This is a genomic window from Nocardia sp. NPDC058058 (assembly GCF_042885355.1).
Taxonomy (GTDB): Bacteria; Actinomycetota; Actinomycetes; order Mycobacteriales; family Mycobacteriaceae; genus Nocardia.
The window spans coordinates 2,693,418-2,717,046 of record NZ_JBHVSA010000001.1 but is presented as its reverse complement, the minus strand read 5'-3'; the positions used below and the strand labels follow the sequence as shown (position 1 = coordinate 2,717,046).

The following is a 23,629-nucleotide window of genomic DNA, read 5'->3' as shown; positions in this document are numbered from 1 at the left end:
CACCGAATATTCGATTCGTACCCTCCGTGAATACGTATCCGATACGCACGAGGCAATTGCCGTGCGGCTCTCTCAGCTGTTCGTATCGCGGAAGAAACAGCACGGATGGTCTATCTATGCTGGCCACCAGAACAATGCAGGAGATTCGCACATGGCCGCATTCGGATTCGGATTCCTCGGTGGTATCGCAGGCGTGGCCTTCGTATTCCTCGTGAGCCTGGTTGTCGAATGGTGGGAATCCCGGTGAAGTCCCGCAATCAGCAGCCTACGAAGAACCAGATATATGGGCGGCGACATAGGCGCTGGGCCGATATATTGCCCGACCCAACCGGCAAGCCATGTCCCCGGTGCAGGCGTCCCATGTACAAGGAACAGGGGCTGGACCTAGGCCATGTGCAAGACGTAGCCCTAGGTGGGGCCGATGGTCCGCGTAGGTGGGAACACAGCCGGTGCAACCGTATGGCTGGCTCTGCCCTGGGCCACGCTCGCAAGCGGGCTAAGCGCGCCGGTATGTCCGGCGGTATATGCGACGAGCCCGGCCGGTATGTGCCCAGGTATCCCACTGACACACAGACCGAGCAGTGGTAGGGCCGAGCCATGCGCACCTGGTCACTACCCATGTGTACTACCTACTCACCTCATGCTCGTGTCGTCGTGCCCGCCGATCGGTCCAGGGCACGGTCCGGCCGGGCTGGTGGGTGGGGGTACCCAGGTGGGGTAGGGGCATTACCTGTGGGGGGTATACGTGTGACTCACTGCGTTTTTGGACGCCCGGCAGGCCACCGGCCCGCGCTTGTCCGCTCCCCCCCTCGTTCCGAAATGAGGCTGAACGTGTCCGATTTGGGCCGTTTCTGGGCCGTTTCGACGGGGGTATCGGCATTTACGCAGCAGATCGCACGGTTTTCGGAGGTTTTCCATGGGCTCTACGGATGGAAAGCCGACTCGCGACCGGCTCGCGTATTACCGCGAATACAACGGACGACGGCATGGAGTCGATGCGGCGGAGTACCGGCGACTACTTCGGCGACAGCGCGGAAAGTGCGCGGTATGCGGCACGAAGAAGCCTGGCGGGCGCGGCTCCAAATTCGCAATCGATCATGACCACGCTCATTGTCCCGGGCGGCATGGCTGTCCTGAATGCATTCGGGCGTTGATTTGTCACAACTGCAATATGGGGCTGGGTCAGTTCAAGGACCGTCCCGAATTACTAGAGCAGGCAGCCGAGTATGTCCGAGCACATAGACGAAATCCAGACGCAGGTTGAACGGCTGGCCGCCCACGGTCGCTCGGTCTGGGATGCCATCGACGCCGGGTACAAGCTGGACGCCAGCACCCGCGTTCTGGTGCTCCAGGTCTGTCGCCTGGTGGATCGGCTGGACCGGCTCGAAGCAGCCCTGAAGAGCAATAAGACCTGGATTCGGATTGCCGAGGAATCCCAGCTCGGCCCGGACGCCGTGAAGATCACTGTCACCGTGGACTCGGTGCTGGCCGAGGCTCGGCAACAGTCCACGGCGCTGATGCAGCTGCTCCATAAGCTCGGCGTCGGCAAGCTCGAAGATCAGCTGGCATCACAGGGGAACTCGTTCAATGAGCAATTCCAGCGCATTCTTGGACTCTGACGGCCAGCCGCTGACGCGCATCCTCTGGACCCCCGAAAAGGATTCCGCGAGAACGCTTGTCGAGCAGTTCGCCACCTATGACAACCAGCTTCCTCGGATCTTCACCGCGCCATTCAGCACGATCAGCACCGGCAAGCGGGTCATTGCGCTGGCCGAACTCTGCGGCCTTTATCTGGACCCGTGGGAGAAGTTCGTCATCGAGGTGGCCCACCGGGTGAGCCCAGAGACCGCGCGGCTGATTGCCAAGCAGATCGGCATCGTGTGCCAGAGGCAGAACGGGAAAGGGGAAATTCTCGTCGCGCTTGGGCTCGGCTGGCTGTTCATCACCCGCGAGGAGCTGGTACTTCACAGCGCCCATCAGTTCAAGACTTGCGCGGACTCGTATCGACGGCTGAAGCGCTGCATCAAACGTGTTCCCGAACTCCGGGCAATGGTGAAGAAGTTCAACGACTCTCACGGCCACGAGGGCATCGAGCTACACGAGGCCGATTGCCTGTCCGGCTCAGCGACGTGTAAATGCGATGGCCCCCAGTACAAGTTCATCGCCCGCGCGGGCGGCTCCGGCCGTGGCTTCCCCGCCAAAAAGGCCGTGTTCGATGAGGCGTACGACCTGTCTGAAACCGAGATCGAGGACATCATGCCGACCCTGACGGCCGCGCCGGATGGTCAGGCGTGGTTCACCAGCTCGGCCGTGAACAAGAACAAGCACCCGAACGGCAAGACGCTCTCGAAGATCCGCCACCGCGGCCTCACGGGTACGAACGCTGAGCGTCTGGCCTTCTTCGAATGGTCTGTGCCCGAAGAGCTGTCGAAGCTCGAATATGACGATGTGTTCTGGTGGAAGATGTCGAACCCGGGGTGGGACTACCGGCCGGACATGCTCGGGGCTCTTCAATCCGAACGAGACCTGATGTCGCTGGAGTCCTTCGGGCAAGAGCATCTCGGCGTAGGCGACTACTTCCCGCCCGACGATGACGGGGGAGTGATCACGGTTGACCAGTGGAACGGACTGCTGGACCCGACTTCCAAAATCGTCGGCAAGCGGGTGTTCGCGCTGGATATCGCCCCGTACGGCAAGCAAGCGGCTGTAGCCGTCTGCGGCCTGAACGCTGATGGGCTTCTTCACGCCGAAGTCATCAAGTACGGCAAGGGGACAAGGTGGGTAGTCGACTACCTGACTACCCGATGCGGTAATTGGAGCCCGCTCGCGGTGATATGGGACCGGCGCACCGCTTCGGCGTCCCTGGAAGACGAATTGCTGAAGGCGAAGATTCCCCTGGAGGAGATCAAAGCGCTTCAGGTGGCCCAAGCATTTTCGATGTTCTACGACAAATGCACGCAGACGAAGACTATTCGGCACCCGGACCAGCCGAGTATCAACGAAGCGCTGCTGGATGCCACCACGCGGCGAATCGGGGATGGCCTGGCTTGGGATACGCGCGACGTGAAGACGGATATCACCGGGCTGGTAGCGATTACGAACGCCACGTGGGGATTTAGCATGAAGATCAGCGGCTACGTCGACGTAGCTCAGAACGTTTGGTAGGCGATATGAAGCAGATGCGCGCTCTTGTGCGCCGAAACGTCGGATCGCTCGAAGGTATCGTGGCCCTGGCACTGATAAGCGTTGGTGTGGGGATGATTTACCTCCCGGCGGCCTTTATCGTTGCCGGAGCGCTGATCCTGGCTGACAAGGTGATCTGATGGGATGGCTATTCGGGAATCGCCCGGACATCGACCCCGGTCACCGGACTAACCCGCCCTTCTTCGAATATCGGCAAGCGTTTCCGGAGCCGCCTGTACCGCCCTTCCCTGGAGCGCCGACTACGGCTCAGCGAATGAATCTCGCCAGCATCGATTCCCCGATGGCTATTCCTGCGGTGTGGGGATGCGTCGCGCTCATCGCGAACACGATTTCGATGCTCCCGCTGGAGACCTTCAAAAAGAAGAATGACCGCGGCGTTGCCCTTCGCGCCGATGACCCGCCGCTGCTCCAGAAGCCTGGCTCGGATCTGACTCTCTCGGAGTGGATTCACGCCGCGATGGTCTCGGTGCTGCTGCGGGGCAACACTCTTGGCCAGATCGGCGGGTTCGACAGCCGGGGATACCCGAATAGCGTGAACCTGCTGAATCCGGACACTGTGGGTATCAGCGTCAACCGGGAGACGGGCGTAGTCGAGTACCGGTTTACCGACCCGAGCGGCAAGCCCGGCGCTGTTCATCACGAGTGGCGCTCGGGGCTGGCGAACGCGGATATCTGGCACATGCGCGGCATGATGATGCCCGGTATCCCGATTGGCCTGTCTCCCATCGCCTATGCCGCCCTGACGCTGGGTGTGGACGTGAATTCCCGTGAGTTCGCGGGCAACTTCTTCGAGGGCTCCCAGATGCCGAAGGCCGTGTTGGAGACAGACCAAGAGGTCAACCAGAGCCAAGCCCAGACCATCAAGGACCGTATAACGGCGTCGATGCAGGGCCGGGCGCCGATCGTATTGGGAGCCGGCCTGAAGTTCGTCCCCATCACTATCAAGCCGAATGAGGCTCAATTCCTGGAGACTCAGGGGGTCACTGGCGCGCAGGTCTGCCGGTTCTTCTCGGTCGCGCCGGAAATGCTCGGGTACCCGGCCGGGCACAGCATGACGTATGCGAACGAGGAACAGCGGAGTCTCGACTTCCTGAAGTACTGCGTCGGCTTCTGGCTCCGGCGTATCGAAGACGCGCTGTATCAGCTGCTGCCCGGAAAACAGTTCGTCAAGTTCGAGCCGAACGAGCTGCTGCGCACGGATGCGATGACGGCCGCGAGTATTCGACTTCAAGAGCTGGCCGGAAAGCTGCGCACGCCGACCGAGATTCGTGAGCAGGACTTGAATCTTCCGGAGATGACCGAGGAACAGAAGGAAGAAATCAACCTCGTTCCGCTGGATATGAATGTCATCGGCGGCTCGAAACTCGGCGTCAAGGTCAACAATACTTACAACGAAATGCAGAATCCCGGCGTCGCGAATCCGTCGAATACCGGCAAACCTGCTGAGCCGACTCCCGGTGAGGACGAGAAATAGCGATGACCAAGAATCTGAAGCCGTACGGCGATGTTGCTTACGCGGACCCCGGCTACCTGGCCGATGGTGTGCACCGATTCCCGCTGGATACGAAGGCTCACGTCATGGGCGGCTGGTCGTATCTGGGGCTGCCGCAGAATCAGCGCGGGTATACGGCTGAGCAGCTGGAGAACATCCGTGCGGAGTTCCGGACGGCCGCGGCGAACCACGGCGTTCAGATCAGCGGCGACACCGCGACATTCGCGGACCTGGCCAGCCGTGGCGCTGTGCTCGGCGTCCGGGAAGTGCGGGCATTCCCGGCCCAGTACGAGGTTCGTTCCATGGGCAACGACAAGTTCGAACTGACCGGCTACGCCTCCACCACCGAGCAGCCTTACAAGATGTACGACATGTTCGGGGAATACACCGAAGTCGTTCGCGCCGGTGCGTTTTCGAAGACTCTGGCAACGTCCCCAGATACGAACTTCCTCACCAACCACGGCGGCCTCACCTTGGCCCGGACCAAGAACGGCACGTTGAAGCTGTCGGAGGACTCTGGCGGACTGCTGACGAGTTCCATCCTCGATACGCGGCGCAGTGATGCCCAAGACCTCATGCTGGCTATCGAGCGCGGCGACGTGGACGAGATGAGCATGGGCTTCCGGGTGGACCTCCAGAAGTGGAGCCCGGACTACGACGAACGCAGCCTGGTGGACATCAACCTGGAGCGCGGCGACGTGAGCGCGGTTAACTACGGAGCGAATCCCAACACTTCGATCACGGCAGTTCAGCGCGCGTTCAATACCGTTGACGCCGCGCGGATGCACGATCTGGCCAATGAACTGCGTACCGGCGACCTTTCACCCCAATCGCGCCGGGCTCTGGCCCAGGTGCTTGACCGGGCGGCCTCCGATGGCGATGTTCGCTCGAATGTGCAGGCGACTACGCCGATGAAGTCAGCTCCCGAAGAACCGAATGGATTCGTGCCCCTGAATAGGCACATGATGAAGCGAATGGCGTTGTCGAAGCAGCAAGTAAAGTAGTTCCCTGTAAGACCTTGGCGTCTGGATACTCCCGGCCGAAGTTGCCTCACGGAGTTTGCCTACTCGCAATCCGTTGGGCCGATTCACTTCCCAACTGTCGAGGAATATCCAATGAACGCCATTGCTGTCGTTCGTGGTCGCCTGGAACAGCTCCGCACCGAATCCGGCGAAGTCAAAGAGAAGCGAAATGCACTCGTTGACAAGGCCATTCAGGAAGCGCGCCAGCTGACGCAGGACGAGCACAACGAATACAACACCCTCACCGAACGCCGCACGGCCTTGAAGGCTGAGTTTCCGGTGCTCGAAGAGCGACTGCGCGAGCTTGAAGCCGACGCCCAGCGCTCATCCGATTCGGCCGAGACCCGCCGCCAGACCGGCGGAGCACAGGTCACCGAAGCGCCGATCTACCGCGAGGACAACCAGCGCGACGCCTCGTACTTCCGAGACATCTTCCGCGCCAAGGTCGAAGGCGACGCTGCGGCCATGGGTCGACTCGGCCGGAACGCGGCCATCGAGTCCGAACGCCGTGCTGGCGGCAACACCGTGGGCACCGTTTCGACCCCCGGCGGCATCCCCAGCGGCAATGCGGGCGTCTTCGCGCCTCCGGCCTGGCTCATCGATCAGTACGTGAAGCTGGCCCGGCCCGGCCGAGTCGGCGTGGACACGTTCGACAAGATGCCTCTGCCGTCCGGTGTTTCGTCTATCAACCTTCCGCGAGTCACCGCGGGCACCCTGACCGGTTTGCAGTCGGCCGGTGAACTGACCCCGCTTCCGGAGCGGGACATCACCACCGACGAAGTGACCAGTGGCATCACGACCATTGGCGGCAAGCAGCTCGTTTCGCTCCAGCTGCTGAACCAGTCGGCCATCCCCTTCGACCGGGTGCTTCTGGAAGACCTGGCGATGGCCTATGCCAACAACATCAACACCGAGGGTCTCGGCGGCTCGGGCACCAACGGCCATCTGCGCGGGCTCAGCTCGGCAGTGGGCATGGTGCTCCAGACCTACACCGATGCGTCTCCGGACTTCGTGGGCGCGGGCAAGCTCTACACCCAGATCATGAAGGCGTCGGCCACGATTCACGCGAACCGTTTCCGTCGTCCCGATTCGATCCTGATGCGCCCTGAGCGCTGGAGCTGGATCGCGTCGCGGTTCGACACGACCAACCGGCCCGTGGTTCTGCCGCAGGCCAACAACCCGTTCAACACGATCAGCTCGAACCCTGACCTGAACGTGGCAGAGGGCTCGGTGGGGCAGATCGCGGGACTGGCTGTGTTCGTGGACCCGTCACTTCCGTTGGTGGGCAACCAAGATCCGATCTACGTCTACATCCGTAGTGACATCAAGCTGTGGGAGTCGGAGCCCAATACCGAGACCTTCACCGCGACGTACGCGGACTCGGCCGGTGTGCTCTACCGAATGATGGGCTATGCGGCTCAGATTCCGGATCGCTACGGCTCGTCCATCGTGCAGATCAGCGGTTCCGGTCTGTCGTTCCCTCCGACCTTCTGATCTGAGAGAGGAAGCAAGACAATGAAATTCATCGCGAATCTTCCGGCTCAGTCGGCCGGTGGTGCTACGTCGGTAACCCTGCTCGGTGAGTTCGGTCGCGAAGACGGCACTGGCTTCGGGGTAACCCGAGTGTCCGTGACCAGTCCAGCGGCCGTCACCGGCGCGGCTACCAACAACTTCACGCTGAACGTGAGGCAGCTCCGCGCGGGCACTCCGGTGGGTACGGTGGCCAGTTTCACCGCGGCGGCCGGTGCCAACCTCGTTGTAGAGGTTCCCCGGGTGCTGCTGGACATCGACACCAACCCTGGCACCGGCGTGAGCCTGAATGTCGGGGACGTGCTGGATGTGCAACTGGTTCAGAACGGTTCGGGGCTCGCGGTTCCTGCGGGCGTCAATGTGACCGTAACCGTGAACTGACACAACGAGATTCCCCGGCCTGATTCCAACTCTCGGGCCGGGGTTCCTCGCAATTCGAAGGCACCACGATGGCCAATCCCCTTGAACTCGTGCGCATGTCCGATGTGCTGGATCACCTGAGCCTGCCCAAGGGTGAGACCACCTACCAGACCGAGCTTCAGCGCTACATCGACGCAGCTACGCCGATAGTCGAATACATCACCGGCCCCATCAACAAGACCACGTACAGCGAGACCTACCCGTGCGCGGGCATGACCCGAATCGTCCTGCGGAACGTCCCCGTCGTCCCCGGCTCGGTCAGCTCATGCGTCGAATACGTTGGCATCACGGCGTATTCGCTCACCGAGCAGCCGCCGGGCTCCACCGCTGACAACTATGGATTCTTCATCGAGCGGCCCGAGGCTGGAACCCTGGTCCGCATGTCCAGCGCAGGACTGGAGACCCCGTTTATCGGTGTGTGGCTTCAGGTCACCTATCAGGCGGGTCTCAGTGCAGTACCGGCTGACGTGAAACTGGCGGTGCTGGAGGACATTCGAGCGCTCTGGGATCAGGCGCACAACGGTGGCCGGCCCCGGTGGGGTGGAGAGAATCCGGGCGAAGACGGCTGGACCATCGGCCCCATGCACCTGTTCCCCCGGTTGGCCGCCATGGTCGAAAACCGGCGTCGGACGCAGAGCATCGCATGAGCATCGACCCGCCCGTTCCCGCTATCCCCGTGGCGACCGTCCCCGATGTGAAGGTGTGGCTTCAGGGCGCCATCCTGGCCAACGTCACCAGGGAGCCCGGCTATGGCCTCGTGGTGTGCCTGGATGACCCCGGCCCGCAGAAGCCCGAGGACATCATTGCCGTGACGCACGTTCATCGGAAGACCGAGGTCTATCAGATGGTCGGCACAATGGGCGCGGGCTCCATTCTGGAAACATACGACCTTCACGTATTGGTCTCGGTATTCCGGGGCGGCCCTGACCAGAGTTGGCCATATCGTCGTGCCTGGAGTCTCGCGGGCATTGTCGAATCGGTTGTTCGATCAGACCCGACGTGCGGCGGATTTGTCATCCAAGCACACCCACGGGATTCGTCGGATACCTCGCTCTGGGAGCCCGGACGCAAGGGCCGCGTGGTCGAAGTCGAGATTATCATCCAAGTAATGGCCCAGATTTAGGGAGTAACGCCATGCGCCTGAAGTATGTGGGCGACCCCGAACGTGTCTATCCGCAATTCGGAATCGAACCGAAGAGCGGGGAAGTGCACGATTTGCCATTCGACCCAGAAGACGGCCGATGGACCCCCATCGAAGAGACCAAAAAGCGCGTTAAGGCTGCCGATACCGAACCCACTTCGGCGGACGAAGAGAAGGGATAACGGCGGTGCCAATCGCAACATTCAGGACGTTTGTCGGGGTGGCCAAAGAGAACACGCCCGGCACTGCGGTGGCTGCCACCGACTACATCACCATCACCACCGACCCGAAGGCGATGGACACCTATAAGAAGCTGGACGACAAGTCTTTTCGCGGCTCGGCCGTCGAGACCTACGCCAAGATTCCGGCGATGCGCACCGGTGAACTCTCACTGGATGGCAACGTCAATCCGGCGACCATCGGCTACTTCCTGGGCTCCCTGCTGCCGGACCTCACCAGCGCGGCCACCGCAGCCCCTACCGGCCTGACCGGTACAGCCAGCTCCGGCGGCACGTTCACCGCGGCAACCTACTACTGGAAGGTCACCGCGCTATTCGGCACCGGCGAGACCGCAGGCAGTTCTGAGTTCTCCCTGGCCGTCACCGCCAGTCAGAAGGTTGCTCTCACCTGGACCACTTCGGCCGGGGCGTCGGGCTACAACGTCTATCGCGGCACTTCGGCGGGCGCCGAAAACGTCCTGGTGGGCACGGTCGGCCCCGTTGGCGCGTTCACCGATACCGGCGCAGCGGGCACGGCCGCAACGGTTCCCGGCTCGTCTTCGGCACCGGCGACCGCGCACACCTTCAGCTGCAAGAACAATGCCGATGGCCAGCCCATCAGCTTCACGTTCTCGGACTTCGACGGGGACAACACCCGGGCATTCGCAGGCTCGAAAGTTGGTGAGCTGCAATTCAAGTTCTCGGCTGACGGTCTGCTGACCTTCACCACGAAGGTATCCAGCTGGGCGTCCGTGGTGCTGTCCACGCCTACCCCGAGCTACTCCACCGTGCTGCCCATCGCCGCGTACACCGGCCAGTTCATGGTCAACGGCGCGAAGGTCGCCACCATCCAGAGCGCGGACATCAGCCTGAAGCGCAAGGTGGAGTTCCTCCAGACCGTCCAGGGCACCCAAGACCCGTATGCGCTGTTCAGCGGCGCGCTGGCGGTCTCGGGCAAGTTCACCAGCGTGCTTCTGGCGTCGGACCCGATCCTGGCCAAGATCGGCAATAGCTCGGCGTCCGGCTCGGCCGATGTCTACGCGCTGGCGTTCTCGGCCGGGAACAACACCATCGTCTTTCAGATGTCGAATGTGGTTTACGACAAGGACCACCCGACACGCGGCAAGGACTACGTGGAACTGAGCGCGGAATTCACCTGCGTAGGCAACATCACCGATGCCGGGGCCACCGGCGGATACAGCCCGTGCAAGGTCTTCCTGGGCAACGGTGTCGCCAGCGGAACCTATCAGTAAGAGGAATCGTGAAAGTAACACTGTCCGAAGGCAATTGGGCCGACATCCGTGACCCCCGCACGCTGAACGAGCGCCAGACAGCACGGCTCGAAGACGCGCAGCTGGCCGCCATGGAGCACATCGCCAATCCGGCCGACTTCGAGCACATTCAGGATCTCTCGCCGCTGGAACAGATTCGCTCGCTGGGCCGTGAAGGCGCGAAGGCGATGCGCGAGATGAAGTGGGAAACGATCCTGGTCTATGTCTCCGAATGGTCGTACGGCGCGGTCACCGAGGAAGTCCTACTCGAAGAACTGCCAAGCGTCGACGTGGCTGCGTTGTTCGATCAGATAAGCAAGGTAGTGAAGGCGACTGGCGGCCCGAAAATCAATGCGGAGCCGAATCCTGATCCGAATTCCCCTATGCCGCCCTTGGAAGGCTAGAGCAGGCGTTCAAGGGCTTTTCGGTCGACCACTCGAAGATACCGGCATGGGTACGCCGGGCGCAGCGTCGCAGGCGATTGCTCGAAATAGGTATATCGCTGACCGAGCAAGAGCGAATTCCGACGTTCGAGCTGGATGCAATACTGGCAGTTGATGACGTGATAAACCGCGTGGTCAAAGATGAGAACGACAAGGCGGCGGGAAATGTTCGGAGTTGACATTGCCGCATTCCTTGCTGCCGAAGAGTACATGGAAAAGCAGGTAGACCGGGCTTGCATGTATTCGATCCGTGAGGCTGGCCGCCAGATTCGTAGCTCCGCGCGCAAGCAAGTACCGGTGCTTACAGGGCGGCTGAAGAAGTCCATTTCGAATTCCCGGCGTATCCGCGAGACGGGCCACCACTCGTTCCAGTTGTCGGTAGGTCCGCACGGCTCACCGGTGTTCCGGTACTCCGGCAAGATCGAAGCCCTGAGCCCGTACATGGCACCGGCGCGAAGCGTGATCGAAGGCCAGATGGCCGACATTTTCGCCAAGGCGCAGGCCAAGGTGCTAGCGAGGTTCGCGTAATGGCCATTCCGGTGATGGTGAGCCTGGGGGCGACGGCTGGCGCGTTCTTCTCGGTGATGAAGTCGGCTGAAGTCGCCTTGCTCGGCATGGCCAATAGGGGTGAAGCGACAGCGGCGGCAATGTCCAGGCTCGCAACCACGCTGAGTGTGGGTACAGTCGCCGCGGTCGGTGTGTTCGCGGCCGAATCCGTCCATGCCGCAACGGAATTCCAGACGGCAATGACCCACCTGGTCACGGCGGCCGATCTGCCGAAGGCGCACGTACAGGAACTCGGGCAGCAATTCGAAGAGCTTTCGACCCAAGTAGCCACCAGTGCAACGGATTTGGCGAACGCGTCCTACTACGTGCTCTCGGAGGGCTACCAGTGGGATCAGGTCTCCACCATCATGCACACGGCCGCTCAGCTCTCGATTGAAGACCAGGCCGACCTCACCGATACCACCCGCGCACTCGTCACCACCATGCACGACTACGGTGCGAAGTCCTCGGAGGCCACCAGCTACGGCAACGCCTTCCGCGAGATGCTCGCGCTCTCCGGCACGACCATGCAGGAACTCGCTCAGAACATGGGCCGCGTGGATCAGACCGCCTATGCGCTCGGGCTGAACTTCTCCCAGACCGCCGGTGCGCTGGCCACCCTGACCCGTGAGGGTATGCAGGGCGCGCAGGCCGAGACCCTGCTGTCCACCGCGATCAACCACCTAGCCGGGGATACCCCGAAGATGACGGCCGAACTCAAAGGGCTCGGTATCAATGTTCAGCAATTCCAGCAGCAGCTTGCATCGCCTGAAGGCTTGGTGGGCGCGATTTCGACTGTGCAGCAAGCCATTAAGGACCACCTGGGCGAAGATGGCCTGGTCTACCTGCAAACAGCGCTGAAGAAAAGCAAGGGCAACCTTGACGACTTCGCAGTGGCGATGGGCAAGGCTCCCACCGCGATTCAGTCGTACGTTGCAGCACTAGGTGATGCTATGGGCGGTTCTCGAAACCTTGGCGTCATCCTCGGCCTGACCGGCAAGAACCTCGATGACTTCAAGTCCAACGTGGACAAGGTATCTGAGGCATTCCACACCGGCGGCACCGACGTAACGGGCTGGGGCGACGTGACCGAGACACTCGGCTTCAAGTCCAAGCAGCTATCCGCTGATCTTCAAGACCTGGCTATCAAGATGGGTGACCACCTGCTACCGACTGTGACCAAGGTGGCTGACGCACTCGTGAGGTTCGCGGACTACCTGGACCACAACAAGACCGCGGCTGACTTGTTCGGCATCGCGCTCGGGGTGCTGGCCGCCGCGGCGATGGCCAACCTGATACTGAAGATTGGCAGCCTAATCGGAAGCCTGGGGACGCTTGCCACCGCGCTGAAGCTGGATGTGGCTATCACCGCGCTCGCGAACTTCATTCGCCTGACACTGATTCCGGCGATTGTGGAAGCTGTGGCCGCAACCGCGCGGTGGGCGTATGGCCTGGCCGTCGTCGCCGGTGAGTCGGCAATCGGGGGGTTGCGGACTCTTGGCACCACGATTCGAGTAGCCGTGGTCCCGGCCCTGCTCGAAGCGGCGGCGGCAACCTGGGCGTGGACGGTCGCGATGCTCGCGAATCCGATTACCTGGGTCATCCTGATCATCGCCGCCCTGGTCATCGAAATCATCATCATCGTTCGCCACTTCAACGATCTGAAGAACTCGACGGCCGGTCTCGGTGGTGCGCTGGCGTGGCTGATTGAGATCCTTGGCGGCGCTGCCTTGAAGCTGACCGGGCTCTCTTCGGTAATCGAGTACGCGGGAGCACATTTCGACCAGCTGAAGGAACGAGCCATAGAAGCTGTCGCCCAGATCATTTCGGGCGTCGAACGGCTCATTCCAGAAGTCGCCGGACGGCTGGCCGCCATGGGCGCGCAGGCCATCGCCACCGTGCTCGGCTTCGTCCCAGGCTTTCTCGGCGCGGGCTACAACCTGATCATGGGTCTGATCCAGGGCATCCAGTCCGCCATCGGCGCGGCCATCAGCGCAGTGACTGGTGCCATGTCCAGCATCTATCACGCAGCACTCGGCGCACTCGGCATCAAGTCCCCGTCACTGCTGTTCAACGTCGGCGTGGGCGTCCCGATCATGCAGGGCATCGCCGCCGGTATCGCATCATCAAAGGGGCTCGTCAGTGACCAGCTGACCGACGCCACGAACCCCGCCAATATGCGACTGAGCGGCGGTGTCGGCGGCGGACTCGGCCGGGCCGGAGTGCTGAGCGGCGGAGGCGGGGAAGTGCACTACCACCTGACCGTCAGCGGCTCAGTGTTCGGCCAAGGCGGCATGGAGGCTGTCGCAGAACAGCTCTGGAGTCAGTTCCTGCGGATGCAGCAGCGCGGCACGCTCGGCTTCTCCGGCTCCCTGACTGTTGGAGTTTGAGCCGTGGCCGGAAGCTTCTGGGCAACCATCTCGGTGCAGATCAATTTCAGCGGGTCGACCTGGACCGATGTCACCGCGTACGTGCAGGCCATCGAAGCCAAACGAGGCAGGCAATACGAGCTGGACGAGCCCCGCGCGGGGACGCTGAAGATCCAGCTGGAGAACCGAGACGGCCGATTCGACCCGACCAACGCCAGCAGCCCGTACTTCCCAAATGTGCTGCTGTATAAGGGTATTCGGATCATATGCACGAACGGAAGTTTCACGAACACGATCTGGTTCGGATACGTCGAGCGCTGGCCGCAAGCGTACCGAGATGCCGGGAACTGGCAGGTCTCCGCACTGGGGGCTGTCGACATCTTCGGCGCACTGAAGCAGAAGACCTTCCTGCCCCTGGCGGAAGAGATGATCAACCAGCAAGGGCCGGTGAACAACTGGTGGCCCATGACCAGCGCCATGGGAACCTTCACCCCCGAAAAGACGCTGGGGGTTCAGAACGGTCAGATCGCCACGTTCGGAGGGAATCAACAGGTCACCTTCGGCAACAGCCCCTACCCGAATCCAGCGCCAGGGCTCGAAGGCTCCGGTGGTGCGAACTTCACGCCGACTAATCCCGGATACGGCTACCCGTCCAGCATGAGCGTCGTAAAGATGGAAATCCCAAGGGACGGAACGTATTTCGCATTCCCTACCGCTCCGTGGACTCTGTGTCTGACGATTCAAACCAAGACCCGCCCGGCGCTGGCGACCAACTACAACGCGATGAGCTTCCTGGCCTTTCTGGACAGCGGCGGCAACAACGCGACACACACCTTCTCAGAGCAGCTCTTCTTCCTGGTCACTCCGCGCGGGAACCTTCAGGTGGTTGTCGTAGACCAGGACAACGCGATACTGAACCTGGAGTTCAATGCACAGATCGCAGACGGTAACCCGCACTTCCTGAGCATCGAGCTATCCACCCCCACCGCCGGACAGCCCTCATGGCAACGGCCAGACGGCCTGGTTCCGACGATGTACGCCAGCATCGACAACCAGGGCATTGCGGTGATCAACTCGGGAAACACTTCGTTCGGCTGGCGCTGGGACCAGCTCACAAACATGGCCATCGGTGGACTCTGGGCGGCAAATCAGAACGCCAGCAACAGCTTCCAGGGGACCATCTCCGAAGTCTGCTGGTTCTCGGGCAACCTGATCACCTCCGGAGCCTTCTCGGGTGGCAGCTCCACCAACCTGCCCAACGCGATGATCAACGGCTGGTCAGGGCAGAAGACCGACGCCCGCATTCAATCGCTGATGACCCTGGCGGGCTATGGCAGCAAGTTCACCTCGCTGGGCACCGGCAACACCACGTTCCAAGAGGCTCAGATAGGTGGATCGGATGCGGCAACGCTGATCATCAATGCCGCGAAATGGGAAGGTGGGCTGGTCTTTTCGAGGGGTGACGGCCAGCTGGTCTTCTCACCGCGGTCGGGCCGGCTCAATAAGGCTTCATCGCTCACCATCGGCGACGGCACCAACTATCCGGTGGGCGGGCTGGCGCTGTCCTACGACACGTCTCAGCTGGCCACGCAAGCGCAGGTCGGCCGGACCAACGGGAACACGTTCGTAGTCAACAACACCACCGCCCAGGCACAGTTCGGCGTCTGGTCGAAGCAGATCACCGGCGAAGGCGTGCTCACCGATAATCATTGCTTCGCCCAGGCGCAGTTCATCTCTCAGCGCTACGGCGCGCCGACCACCCGCATTGAGCAAGTGGTGCTGGACGCCGGATCGAACCAGAACATCATGAGCCTGGTCACCGGAGCCGCCGGACTGAGCGCGCTGGAGCTGAACCAGATGCTGACCATCCAACACACTCCGCTCGGCGGAAACGCGGTGAACATGAAGGTCTGGGTGGAGTCGCTGAGCTACACCATCACCCCCACCTCGTTCACGATCGGCATGGACCTATCCCCGGCTGACACAACCACCTATCTGACAACCGATCTGGCGGGCAGCTCCGTCCTGAACAACTCTTCGAACGTCCTGGGATTCTGATGGCAACCATTCCCGTAATGCCGACCTTCGCCACCAACGGCATCGTGAAGGCCGAAGACCTGAACCAACTCCGCGATGGCGTGAACTTCCTGAACACCGGGCTGCCACACTGCTACGCCCGGCAGGCGCTGAACACGACCACCGTGCAGCAAAACACCTGGACGACAATCGCATTCGATACCGTCGAGGTCGACGCAGACAACGGCCTGGACTCCCAAGGCACCTACCACTGCGGCACCACCGGCTGGTACTACATCGTCGGCAACATCACCTGGCCCTGGCTCAATCCCAGCAGCGGCAACCGGGGAACCCGGCTCGTGCTGAACACCACCGCGGTAGTGGGCACCTCGATCCTTCCGGCGGCCCCGTCCATCGTCCACGGCGGTGAGGTGAACATCCTGCTGCACATGATGAACGGCGACCAGATGCAGGTCCAAGGCTTCCAGGACCAGAACAGCACCATGAACACGATCCTGAACTACCAGCCCTTCAACAGCCAAACACGCAGCGAGACAACATATATGAGTCTCCTACTGATCAAGGCGGGCTGATATGGCGACCATCGTTCAGCCGACATGGAATGTGGGACAGACGGTCACGGCGGCCGGGCTGAACAACATCCCCAACGGCATCACGGCCATATTCAGCGGCAGGCCGATCGCGGCAATCCACGATGGCGGCTCGGGCACCACGTCCCTGCCGAACCAGACCTGGACGAAGATCAAGCTCGGCACGGTCGATATCGACAACGCGTCAGGCTGGAGCACCACGAACAACATCTACACGGCTCAGCTGACCGGCTGGTACATGATCATGGGCTGCGTCGTCTTCTCCGCACAGTCCATCGCTGGCGTCAGCGCGGCCGTCCGGCTCGTCATCAACGGGACACCGGTTGCCGGAATGACCTCGCACCAGTACCCCAGCGACGGCGCTTCGGTTCCCGGCGTAGCCATCTCGCGCATGGTCTACATGGCCAAGGCAGACAAGCTGGAGCTGCAAGCCTTCCAGGACACCGGCGCGACCGTCAGCACCAACAACTCAGGTGCCACATCCGAGCGCCCATACCTCGATGTCATCTACTTCGGAGGCTAGGCCGTGAGCACCTTCCCGACCCAACACGTCTATGCCACAAGCGAACTACTCACCGCGGCGAATCTCACCAACCACGCCAACGGCATCAGCTGGCTAACCAGCTCCCGGCCGCTGCTGCTCGCACACCAAGCCAGCGCCACCACCACCCTGAGCAACAGCACCTGGACCGCGATCACCTACGACACCACCGATTCGGACTCGGAGGGCGGATTCAACGCGGCCACAGGGCGATACACGTTCAATCAGATGGGCTGGTACTTCCTGTCCGGCTCGGTCAACTACGCGGGCAACGCAACCGGCGTCCGGGCCATGCGCTGGAGGACCAACTACGCCACCATCATCGGCCTGGAATGCTCACCCGCTCCCACCACCCCGGCCGGATCGCCGCTGAACTGCTCGCTGAATATGGGGACGCTGATCGGCGCGATATCGGGCGACTGGGTGCAGATGGAGGGCTGGCACAACTCCGGCGGCTCGCTGTCGACGGCCACCAACTACGCCGCCAACCACGGTGAGGCATCGTTCTTTTCGATCGTATGGGTAGGCGGCCAGACCTCCAGCGTGTGAATGAAGCTCTTATGGTAATCAAGTTCAGTGGTCGCAGTCACCAAAGGTCTCTATATAGCTGAATCTGATAGTTGAGCACATCTTCAGCTCGCGTGAGCTGGGAATTGAGTTCGGCCCGAGCTTGGTCATCTTCTTCTCTGGCGAGCTGGAGCTGAATCTCGTACCTCCGTCTTTTCGAAGCTCTTATCTCATCCTCAAACTCGAGTCTAAGGGATTTCATCTGTTGCCTTAGGCGCAGCTCTTCGGCGGAAACGTCTTGCTCCAGCTCGGCTTTTCGAGCTGCTTTGGCCTCCTTCAGCTCACGCTTCGCGTCTTCGAGCGCAGTCAGCCCCTTCACGAAACCTGCTATCGCAGAAGGGAAATAGGCTCCAATCTTCTCGGGGTACATGGCCAGGTTTCGAATCGCCAGGCTCAGAATCGGAAGTGAAGCGAGTTGAACAATCGCTTCGAGAGGAGGTGATTTCAACCCTATTTTGTCAATCGCCCTGCGTTCGTTGAGGTATATCGCTCGACCGTGGAGGTCTTCGATCAAGTCCAACCTGACCTCATAGCCGAGGGCTCCTCGGAAAATTGCGTGCTCCTCTGATTTCCTCGGATGCAGGCCAAGGGATGCGATGAAGCCGCGCAGTTCGAAAAGGCCGCGGTCTGGCAATCGATCTGTACTTTTGTACTTGGCGAATAGATCATCAATCTTGGCATCCAAAGCGATGTATCTCTCGGCGTCTGATCCGTACTGCGCGGCTGGGCTCTCATACGATCCGGCTGACATGTATCGAGTGTCGGGCGGCCGAACGGCAGGCGCAAGCCGTATGTCAATGCATACCCAGTGGTCTGATTGCTGGCGAATCGCTGTCCACCGACTGAGTACTCTCACCTGCGAGAGGAACTCGAAATGGTCGATATGTTCATTCCCAATGGTTACAGCTTCCCGCTGATTCTCGACGCCGCCAGCCGACCGTATGGCCCCGCCGTCAAGAACTCCATCTATTCCGGCATCGTGCGCTATCTGTCCGATGGCGGCTCTGGCCTACCCGGGAAACTCCTTTTGCCCGATGAGGCTCAGTCTTACCTCGATTCGGATCAGGCGCTGGTCTCCAACTGGGAAACCACAGCCGAGATGATGCTTCGCGGGTACGACGGGGGACACGCTGACGCTCGGGCTGCATGGGCTCAGCACAAGGCGTGTGGCGGCCCGGACAACGCGGTCATCTACTTCAGCGCGGATTTCGACGCGTCGCCGGAGCAGCAGGACCAGATCAACGCCTATCTGCAAGCCTGCATTGACTTCCTGGGCGTCCAGTCGGTCGGCGTCTACGGGTCGTTCTATGTGTGTCAGCGTGTCCACCAATGGAACCCGGCCGTCTACCTCTGGCAGACCTTCGCCTGGTCCGGCGGACAGGTCTTCGACGCCGTGCACCTCTATCAGCGGAACGACCTCGGGTATGCCTGGGTTGGCGGCTGTGAGTGCGACGTAAACGAAGTCCGTAAGCCTGATTTCGGGCAATGGAATATCCACCTGGCAGGGGAGTCCGCACCACAAACGACCCCCACCCCGAAGGACACCGGAATTCCGGACCCCGGTACCACGGATGGCCGCGTGTGGGATATCTGGCAGCAGCACTTCGGCATTGACGGGAAGCGGTGGGAGATGCTCGGCAATCGAACCGTTGTCGAAGCGCTCGCGGAACTGCTGAAGCGCACTGAGACAGAAAAGAAGTCGGCATAGTCCTCGATAGGATCAATTCGAGGCAAGAACTCCTATTCGAAGAAGTCGTGAGATGTTTGCATTCCTGAAGTCTGCCTGGAGCAACGAGCCGCTGCGGGCGACCAGCTACACAATCACCGGTCTGGTTCTGACCTACCTCGTGGCGACGGGCCACCTGGACACCCTGACGAGCAACCTCGTGGGCACTATTGCCGGGCTGATCCTGGTGGGCGGAGCCACGGAAGTCGCTCGGACGCAGGTCAAGCCAGTCAGCAAGGGCTGATCCATGGACGGCGCTCTGGTGACGAATCTCGCCTACATCCTGGCCAGCGTGGTCGGTGTGGGCGGGCTCCAGTTCGTCTTCATGCACCGCGCCCAGCGCAAACAGCTTCAGGCTCAGGCTGATCAGTCACAGGCCGCGGCGAGTAACTCCGAAGTCAGCTCGGCCCAGATCATTCAGGGGATGGCGCTGGCCATGCTCCAGGCCAAGGAAGCCGAGCTGACCAACCTGCGCAAGGTGGTGGCCGGGCTGGTGGCATACATCAAGTCCGTGCCTGAGCTGCCCCCGATGCCGCCAGAAGTTGAAGCGGCCGTGAAGGGATGGGGCTGATGCCTCCGGCCAGCAACCTCACGAACCAGGTTGTCCTAGGCGACGGCGCGCTACCGGTCTGGGTCCAGCTGAAGCAGGGCTCAGTGTGGCGGCCGACCATCACGCGCACGGATGCCAATGGCGTACTAGAGGATTGGCCCGCCGGGACCACGGCCAGCATCGTCTTCACCGATCAGCCACCGAATCCGGCGTTCTCGGTCAGCTACGCGGCCACTGTGACCGGGCCGAATATCTCTTGGGCGCTGACAGTCTCGCAGAACGCGGGGGTTCCGGACGGCTGCCTCGTTCAGGTCTACCTCGATCAGTCTGGGAACGGCACAGCGCCGGATCTCTGGATGTCCGGAACGGTTACACGGGTGAGCTGACGATGCCGACACTGAGCAACGGGAGCCGGATCTACGTCCAGGCACCGACCGCACCGCAGGTACACCTTCAACCCCCGGTTGGCTCAGGTGTTTTCGTCGTTGCCAGCCCCGGCCCAGCGGGTCCAGCTGGCCCACCAGGTCCGGCCGGCTCAGTGGGCTACGTCTACACGCAGGGCTCACCGGCGGCCACCTGGACCATCAACACCGGCCTGGGCCGTAATCCGTTCTCCGTCATGGTGCTTGATGCCACCGGAGCCGAGATCCAGCCTGACGTGATCCTGCCGTCCGCCAACCAAATCGTGGTCACATTCGCGGCCCCGGCAACCGGCTCTGTGAGCTACACCTAGAAAGCAAGACGATGGCCTACAAAATCATGAACGGCCTGGACCTACAGAGCCAGCGCATCCAAAACGTCTCTGACCCTTCGGTTTCCACCGACGCGGCGACCAAGAACTACGTGGACAACCTGATCAACGGCGTTGCCTGGCATCAGCATGTCCGGGTGGCATCCACTGCGAACGTCACGGTGTCCGGCCCCGGTACAAGTATCGATGGCGTCACCCTGAACACCTCTGATCGCGTGCTGCTAAAGAACCAGACCACCGCCAGCGAGAACGGCGTATACGTCTTCAACGGCTCAGGCTCAGCGCTGACACGGGCCGTCGATGGAGTGACCGGCGAATTGACTGCCAACGCAGCGTTTTTCGTCTCGGAAGGCACGGCCAACTCCGATACCGCCTGGACTCTGACCACCAATGACCCGATCACCGTAGGCACCACCAGCCTTGCCTTCGCTCAGGTGGGCGGCGGCACTACGTACACCGCTGGTAATGGCATCAACATCGCTTCGAACGTCGTCAGCGCGGTGGCCACAACCGGCATCACTGTGGGCGGTTCCGGTATCGGCGTGGACTTCTCGGTGGTCCCGAAGAAGTATGCCCAGACGCTCAGCACGTCGGCCACCTCGTACACCATCACGCACAACCTGGGCACTCAGGATGTGGTTGTGTGCGTCTATCTGATCTCCACCGGCGCGCAGGTCTGGGCCGACGCCACGAACGCCACTACGAACACGGTCACCCTGGCATTCGCCACCGCGCCGACCGCCAGCACGTACCGAGTCGTAGTGATCGGCTAGCCCATGGCTCAGCAGGATCTCGGCGCGCCAGCCTCGAACATCAATGACCAGATCACCCGGGCGAACACGCTCGGCCTGATGTGCCAGTGCAAGAACGGCGAATGGGTCCGGACTCCAGGCGCTTCGCCGATCCAGACCACCATGACCCTGAACCTGATGTACGGGACGCTCATCGTGCCAGCGCGTGACTGCACGGTGGACCAGTTGGCGGTCAACGTCATTGCCACCGGCGTCACGTCGGTCATCAGGGCCGGGCTCTACTCGGTCACCTTCGACACGAACAACGCCATGAGCGCGTCCCTACTCAGCGATGGCGGCACCCAGGCCAGCACCAGCACCGGCGTGAAGACGTACACGCTCGGCACAGCCCAGGCGCTGAAGTACGGGAAGATGTACATGGTCGTAGCCGTAACCCAGTCCGGCTCTGGTAATCCCGCCATTCACTTCGTGCACCCGCCCAACGGCGGCATGAGCTTCAGCACGTCGGCAATCGCGCTCGGCACCACCGGTCTTGCGGGCTGGCAAGTCGCATCGGTCTCCGGCGCCCTCCCGTCGACTCCAACCTTCGTCACCGCGGCGTCATCGCTGCCGGTGCTCGGATTCCACTGCTCGGCCTGAGCGCCGGATAGCAAGCCTCCCACGGGAATTCATCCGTGGTGCATTGAAGATAGGAACACCCTCATGAGTCAGAGTGGCACAATGCTGTGCGACAACAGCGGAGACTCGGCCGAGTACTACGGCGTCGGATCTGGAGACCTGTGCATTCCTTACGCGCGGGTTCACGATTCGACCTGGGGCTACGTCTGGGGTGACAGCTGGGACGGGCTGGACCAGGGCGGCAACTACATCGGATCGCCGGTCATGCTGGACCAGGGCACCTTCGACAGCTCGGGCAACACTCCCATCTCGTTCACGTGGGCAGAGCCCAACCCGCAAGCGGCCCAGCTATTTTCGTACAACCACTACGCGGACAACGGATACGGCTACGAAGTCTCGCGCATCCCGAACGACTGCATCGAGTACAACGGCCGGACGTTCCTCCAGTACACATCGGTAGACACCTGGGTCGGAGGCAACTCATCGGTGGACGGCTCGCGCTTCGCCGGGGTGGCCTACTCCGATGACTACGGGGACACCTGGACCGACTTCTCCACCCAGTGGGACGGAGAGCACCGGGGACACAACGGTTCCCTGTATCAGATGTGGACCTTCGCGGGCATCGACTCGGGGTACGTCTACATCTTCAGCAAGGCATGGAACGGCTCGCACAACTTCAACGCAGACAACTCGCAGATCATCCTGTGGCGCATGACCACCACGAACTTCTACAACGGAACGTTCTCCAGCGTCGAGAACTGGCACAAGACCGGAAGTACCTGGGGCTGGAGTTCGACCCTGGCGGCTACGCCAATCTTCGCCAGCGGCAACGACCTTGGCGAGTTCTCCGTGAAGAAGATCGGCTCTACCTGGGTCATGAGCTATCTCGATTGCACGGACTATTCCATCAAGACCCGTACCGCCAGCTCGGTTACCGGCACCTGGTCGGCCGAGAAGATCCAAGTCGTCGGCAACAACACCTGGCCCCCGGCTCACTGGGGAAAGCCGCAGCAGCCCAACCTGTACGGCGGCTACATCCATCCAGGAAGCGCTTCCACCTCGAACCTGTGCCTGATCATCAGCCAGTGGAACGGGACAGTCGGTGCGCGACCGTACGTGGCAACGCAGTGGACCGGGCTCAGCGCCTGATCCGATAGCATCCGTGCGACTGGTTACCGAGTCATCCAATGATGCGGCACTGGTCGATTACCCAGAAAAACCCTGCCGGGACGCCATGCCTGGCAGGGTTTTTCGTGTTGGTGCATCCATCAATTACCTGTGGGCCATTGCCAGATGAACAGAAAAGCGTGCGTGTCGGCACCGGCTCCGATTGACGCAACAATTGGCGTCACTGAGAAAAGCTCCCATCCAGCTGTTGTCCACTCCTGCATGTGCTCATCAATCGGGGCGTGCCTATTGCCGGGTGGATATCCATCCAGGTAACGATCCATGTGGGTGGTGGAATAGTAGATGTGCAGCACGCTGTGTCGGTATTGCTTACCCATGCCCAAAGTCTATGAGAGGCAACGGATTTCCAGGCAAGAAACCGTTTGTGATCAGTCGGCCCCGTTGATATCGGGGGTGCTCAGTGTCGTCTCGCCCCATTCGTACATGAGTTCGGCCACCGAGACTTCTCGGCCGTTGTCCAGTCGAACCTTCCAGCCCACCAGGTTGTCACCGCGCCTGAACTTTTCGGGGTCGGTCTCGTAGACCTTCCACAGGCCGATGAGTTGCGTCTCAACGATGGTCTTGTCAGATCGCCCGAGTCGGAATCGGCGGGGCTCCATCAATGGGACGTACTTGACCTCTTCCATGACCGAATCTCCTTTGACTCAGCGATG

General features: G+C 61.4%; 30 protein-coding genes. 27 read left to right on the top strand and 3 right to left on the bottom strand.

What is annotated here, in order from left to right; all coding sequences use genetic code 11:
• Positions 1-916: 916 nt before the first annotated feature.
• The 19 genes from ACFVUS_RS12575 (at position 917) to ACFVUS_RS12485 (ending at position 17,373) form a co-directional block, all read left to right on the top strand.
• Positions 917-1,264 (top strand): endonuclease domain-containing protein, encoded by a 348-nt coding sequence (locus ACFVUS_RS12575; RefSeq protein ID WP_387764422.1) that lies wholly within the window; start codon positions 917-919, stop codon positions 1,262-1,264.
• Positions 1,227-1,619, top strand: coding sequence for a hypothetical protein (locus ACFVUS_RS12570; RefSeq protein WP_387764420.1), 393 nt, complete (start codon positions 1,227-1,229; stop codon positions 1,617-1,619). Before ACFVUS_RS12575 ends, ACFVUS_RS12570 begins: the two co-directional genes overlap by 38 nt.
• Positions 1,588-3,165, top strand: coding sequence for a hypothetical protein (locus ACFVUS_RS12565; RefSeq protein ID WP_387764418.1), 1,578 nt, complete (start codon positions 1,588-1,590; stop codon positions 3,163-3,165). Before ACFVUS_RS12570 ends, ACFVUS_RS12565 begins: the two co-directional genes overlap by 32 nt.
• Positions 3,166-3,170: 5 nt before the next feature.
• Complete coding sequence (locus ACFVUS_RS12560; protein ID WP_387764416.1) at positions 3,171-3,323, top strand: hypothetical protein; 153 nt, start codon at positions 3,171-3,173, stop codon at positions 3,321-3,323.
• Between the two features lie 134 nt (positions 3,324-3,457).
• Positions 3,458-4,678: a phage portal protein gene (locus ACFVUS_RS12555; protein ID WP_387764414.1), complete on the top strand. Its 1,221-nt coding sequence runs from the start codon at positions 3,458-3,460 to the stop codon at positions 4,676-4,678.
• Between the two features lie 2 nt (positions 4,679-4,680).
• Positions 4,681-5,700, top strand: coding sequence for an HK97 family phage prohead protease (locus tag ACFVUS_RS12550; RefSeq protein WP_387764412.1), 1,020 nt, complete (start codon positions 4,681-4,683; stop codon positions 5,698-5,700).
• A gap of 111 nt (positions 5,701-5,811) precedes the next feature.
• Positions 5,812-7,212: a phage major capsid protein gene (locus ACFVUS_RS12545; RefSeq protein WP_387764410.1), complete on the top strand. Its 1,401-nt coding sequence runs from the start codon at positions 5,812-5,814 to the stop codon at positions 7,210-7,212.
• A 21-nt stretch (positions 7,213-7,233) separates the two neighbouring features.
• The gene (locus ACFVUS_RS12540; protein ID WP_387764408.1) at positions 7,234-7,629 is read left to right on the top strand and encodes a hypothetical protein; all 396 of its coding nucleotides are present in this window, start codon (positions 7,234-7,236) and stop codon (positions 7,627-7,629) included.
• A gap of 68 nt (positions 7,630-7,697) precedes the next feature.
• Positions 7,698-8,315 carry a hypothetical protein gene (locus ACFVUS_RS12535; protein WP_387764406.1) on the top strand — a complete coding sequence of 206 codons (618 nt, stop codon included), beginning with the start codon at positions 7,698-7,700 and terminating at the stop codon, positions 8,313-8,315.
• On the top strand, positions 8,312-8,791 hold the full coding sequence (locus tag ACFVUS_RS12530) for a hypothetical protein (protein ID WP_387764404.1): 480 nt from the start codon (positions 8,312-8,314) through the stop codon (positions 8,789-8,791). The genes ACFVUS_RS12535 and ACFVUS_RS12530 overlap by 4 nt, the downstream gene beginning before the upstream one ends.
• An 11-nt stretch (positions 8,792-8,802) precedes the next feature.
• Positions 8,803-8,991, top strand: a complete 189-nt coding sequence (locus tag ACFVUS_RS12525) for a hypothetical protein (RefSeq protein WP_387764402.1) — start codon at positions 8,803-8,805, stop codon at positions 8,989-8,991.
• 38 nt (positions 8,992-9,029) lie between these two features.
• On the top strand, positions 9,030-10,280 hold the full coding sequence (locus ACFVUS_RS12520) for a phage tail tube protein (RefSeq protein WP_387764400.1): 1,251 nt from the start codon (positions 9,030-9,032) through the stop codon (positions 10,278-10,280).
• Between the two features lie 8 nt (positions 10,281-10,288).
• Positions 10,289-10,702, top strand: coding sequence for a hypothetical protein (locus ACFVUS_RS12515; RefSeq protein WP_387764398.1), 414 nt, complete (start codon positions 10,289-10,291; stop codon positions 10,700-10,702).
• 204 nt (positions 10,703-10,906) lie between these two features.
• On the top strand, positions 10,907-11,269 hold the full coding sequence (locus ACFVUS_RS12510) for an HK97 gp10 family phage protein (protein WP_387764396.1): 363 nt from the start codon (positions 10,907-10,909) through the stop codon (positions 11,267-11,269).
• Complete coding sequence (locus tag ACFVUS_RS12505) at positions 11,269-13,677, top strand: phage tail tape measure protein (RefSeq protein WP_387764394.1); 2,409 nt, start codon at positions 11,269-11,271, stop codon at positions 13,675-13,677. The genes ACFVUS_RS12510 and ACFVUS_RS12505 overlap by 1 nt, the downstream gene beginning before the upstream one ends.
• A gap of 3 nt (positions 13,678-13,680) precedes the next feature.
• Positions 13,681-15,714: a hypothetical protein gene (locus ACFVUS_RS12500; protein ID WP_387764392.1), complete on the top strand. Its 2,034-nt coding sequence runs from the start codon at positions 13,681-13,683 to the stop codon at positions 15,712-15,714.
• A 17-nt stretch (positions 15,715-15,731) separates the two neighbouring features.
• Positions 15,732-16,265, top strand: coding sequence for a hypothetical protein (locus ACFVUS_RS12495; protein WP_387764390.1), 534 nt, complete (start codon positions 15,732-15,734; stop codon positions 16,263-16,265).
• A gap of 1 nt (position 16,266) precedes the next feature.
• Positions 16,267-16,806: a hypothetical protein gene (locus ACFVUS_RS12490; RefSeq protein WP_387764388.1), complete on the top strand. Its 540-nt coding sequence runs from the start codon at positions 16,267-16,269 to the stop codon at positions 16,804-16,806.
• A gap of 3 nt (positions 16,807-16,809) precedes the next feature.
• Positions 16,810-17,373 (top strand): hypothetical protein, encoded by a 564-nt coding sequence (locus ACFVUS_RS12485; RefSeq protein ID WP_387764386.1) that lies wholly within the window; start codon positions 16,810-16,812, stop codon positions 17,371-17,373.
• A 37-nt stretch (positions 17,374-17,410) separates the two neighbouring features.
• Here the strand turns inward: ACFVUS_RS12485 and ACFVUS_RS12480 are convergent, their stop codons facing one another.
• Positions 17,411-18,142, bottom strand: coding sequence for a hypothetical protein (locus ACFVUS_RS12480; protein ID WP_387764384.1), 732 nt, complete (start codon positions 18,140-18,142; stop codon positions 17,411-17,413).
• A 123-nt stretch (positions 18,143-18,265) separates the two neighbouring features.
• On the opposite strand from ACFVUS_RS12480, the gene ACFVUS_RS12475 reads away from it, so the two are divergent.
• From ACFVUS_RS12475 to ACFVUS_RS12440, 8 genes are all read left to right on the top strand, one after another.
• Positions 18,266-19,099: a DUF1906 domain-containing protein gene (locus ACFVUS_RS12475; protein ID WP_387764382.1), complete on the top strand. Its 834-nt coding sequence runs from the start codon at positions 18,266-18,268 to the stop codon at positions 19,097-19,099.
• A gap of 52 nt (positions 19,100-19,151) precedes the next feature.
• Complete coding sequence (locus ACFVUS_RS12470; protein WP_387764380.1) at positions 19,152-19,361, top strand: hypothetical protein; 210 nt, start codon at positions 19,152-19,154, stop codon at positions 19,359-19,361.
• 3 nt (positions 19,362-19,364) lie between these two features.
• Positions 19,365-19,688 carry a hypothetical protein gene (locus tag ACFVUS_RS12465; protein WP_387764378.1) on the top strand — a complete coding sequence of 108 codons (324 nt, stop codon included), beginning with the start codon at positions 19,365-19,367 and terminating at the stop codon, positions 19,686-19,688.
• A complete protein-coding gene (locus ACFVUS_RS12460) occupies positions 19,688-20,053 on the top strand; it encodes a hypothetical protein (RefSeq protein ID WP_387764376.1) in 366 nt (121 codons plus the stop codon). The genes ACFVUS_RS12465 and ACFVUS_RS12460 overlap by 1 nt, the downstream gene beginning before the upstream one ends.
• A gap of 152 nt (positions 20,054-20,205) precedes the next feature.
• Positions 20,206-20,400 (top strand): hypothetical protein, encoded by a 195-nt coding sequence (locus tag ACFVUS_RS12455; RefSeq protein WP_387764374.1) that lies wholly within the window; start codon positions 20,206-20,208, stop codon positions 20,398-20,400.
• Positions 20,401-20,411: 11 nt separating this feature from the next.
• A complete protein-coding gene (locus ACFVUS_RS12450; protein WP_387764372.1) occupies positions 20,412-21,191 on the top strand; it encodes a hypothetical protein in 780 nt (259 codons plus the stop codon).
• A 3-nt stretch (positions 21,192-21,194) separates the two neighbouring features.
• A complete protein-coding gene (locus ACFVUS_RS12445) occupies positions 21,195-21,809 on the top strand; it encodes a hypothetical protein (RefSeq protein ID WP_387764370.1) in 615 nt (204 codons plus the stop codon).
• Positions 21,810-21,890: 81 nt separating this feature from the next.
• The gene (locus ACFVUS_RS12440) at positions 21,891-22,937 is read left to right on the top strand and encodes a DUF4185 domain-containing protein (protein WP_387764367.1); all 1,047 of its coding nucleotides are present in this window, start codon (positions 21,891-21,893) and stop codon (positions 22,935-22,937) included.
• A 119-nt stretch (positions 22,938-23,056) separates the two neighbouring features.
• Here ACFVUS_RS12440 and ACFVUS_RS12435 read toward each other — a convergent pair whose 3' ends face one another.
• Both ACFVUS_RS12435 and ACFVUS_RS12430 read right to left on the bottom strand, forming a co-directional pair.
• Positions 23,057-23,293 carry a hypothetical protein gene (locus ACFVUS_RS12435; protein ID WP_387764365.1) on the bottom strand — a complete coding sequence of 79 codons (237 nt, stop codon included), beginning with the start codon at positions 23,291-23,293 and terminating at the stop codon, positions 23,057-23,059.
• 51 nt (positions 23,294-23,344) lie between these two features.
• Positions 23,345-23,602: a hypothetical protein gene (locus ACFVUS_RS12430; protein WP_387764363.1), complete on the bottom strand. Its 258-nt coding sequence runs from the start codon at positions 23,600-23,602 to the stop codon at positions 23,345-23,347.
• Between the last annotated feature and the right edge of the window lie 27 nt (positions 23,603-23,629).

Coding starts and splice junctions, on each gene's coding strand:
- ACFVUS_RS12560 (WP_387764416.1), top strand. CDS start 3,171: ATGAAGCAGATGCGCGCTCTTGTGCGCCGAAACGTCGGATCGCTCGAA.
- ACFVUS_RS12555 (WP_387764414.1), top strand. CDS start 3,458: ATGAATCTCGCCAGCATCGATTCCCCGATGGCTATTCCTGCGGTGTGG.
- ACFVUS_RS12490 (WP_387764388.1), top strand. CDS start 16,267: ATGGCGACCATCGTTCAGCCGACATGGAATGTGGGACAGACGGTCACG.
- ACFVUS_RS12445 (WP_387764370.1), top strand. CDS start 21,195: ATGGCTCAGCAGGATCTCGGCGCGCCAGCCTCGAACATCAATGACCAG.
- ACFVUS_RS12435 (WP_387764365.1), bottom strand. CDS start 23,293: ATGGGTAAGCAATACCGACACAGCGTGCTGCACATCTACTATTCCACC.
- ACFVUS_RS12545 (WP_387764410.1), top strand. CDS start 5,812: ATGAACGCCATTGCTGTCGTTCGTGGTCGCCTGGAACAGCTCCGCACC.
- ACFVUS_RS12530 (WP_387764404.1), top strand. CDS start 8,312: ATGAGCATCGACCCGCCCGTTCCCGCTATCCCCGTGGCGACCGTCCCC.
- ACFVUS_RS12575 (WP_387764422.1), top strand. CDS start 917: ATGGGCTCTACGGATGGAAAGCCGACTCGCGACCGGCTCGCGTATTAC.
- ACFVUS_RS12480 (WP_387764384.1), bottom strand. CDS start 18,142: ATGTCAGCCGGATCGTATGAGAGCCCAGCCGCGCAGTACGGATCAGAC.
- ACFVUS_RS12440 (WP_387764367.1), top strand. CDS start 21,891: ATGCTGTGCGACAACAGCGGAGACTCGGCCGAGTACTACGGCGTCGGA.
- ACFVUS_RS12505 (WP_387764394.1), top strand. CDS start 11,269: ATGGCCATTCCGGTGATGGTGAGCCTGGGGGCGACGGCTGGCGCGTTC.
- ACFVUS_RS12470 (WP_387764380.1), top strand. CDS start 19,152: ATGTTTGCATTCCTGAAGTCTGCCTGGAGCAACGAGCCGCTGCGGGCG.
- ACFVUS_RS12535 (WP_387764406.1), top strand. CDS start 7,698: ATGGCCAATCCCCTTGAACTCGTGCGCATGTCCGATGTGCTGGATCAC.
- ACFVUS_RS12540 (WP_387764408.1), top strand. CDS start 7,234: ATGAAATTCATCGCGAATCTTCCGGCTCAGTCGGCCGGTGGTGCTACG.
- ACFVUS_RS12460 (WP_387764376.1), top strand. CDS start 19,688: ATGCCTCCGGCCAGCAACCTCACGAACCAGGTTGTCCTAGGCGACGGC.
- ACFVUS_RS12450 (WP_387764372.1), top strand. CDS start 20,412: ATGGCCTACAAAATCATGAACGGCCTGGACCTACAGAGCCAGCGCATC.
- ACFVUS_RS12510 (WP_387764396.1), top strand. CDS start 10,907: ATGTTCGGAGTTGACATTGCCGCATTCCTTGCTGCCGAAGAGTACATG.
- ACFVUS_RS12475 (WP_387764382.1), top strand. CDS start 18,266: ATGGTCGATATGTTCATTCCCAATGGTTACAGCTTCCCGCTGATTCTC.
- ACFVUS_RS12550 (WP_387764412.1), top strand. CDS start 4,681: ATGACCAAGAATCTGAAGCCGTACGGCGATGTTGCTTACGCGGACCCC.
- ACFVUS_RS12465 (WP_387764378.1), top strand. CDS start 19,365: ATGGACGGCGCTCTGGTGACGAATCTCGCCTACATCCTGGCCAGCGTG.
- ACFVUS_RS12565 (WP_387764418.1), top strand. CDS start 1,588: ATGAGCAATTCCAGCGCATTCTTGGACTCTGACGGCCAGCCGCTGACG.
- ACFVUS_RS12495 (WP_387764390.1), top strand. CDS start 15,732: ATGCCGACCTTCGCCACCAACGGCATCGTGAAGGCCGAAGACCTGAAC.
- ACFVUS_RS12430 (WP_387764363.1), bottom strand. CDS start 23,602: ATGGAAGAGGTCAAGTACGTCCCATTGATGGAGCCCCGCCGATTCCGA.
- ACFVUS_RS12525 (WP_387764402.1), top strand. CDS start 8,803: ATGCGCCTGAAGTATGTGGGCGACCCCGAACGTGTCTATCCGCAATTC.
- ACFVUS_RS12570 (WP_387764420.1), top strand. CDS start 1,227: ATGTCCGAGCACATAGACGAAATCCAGACGCAGGTTGAACGGCTGGCC.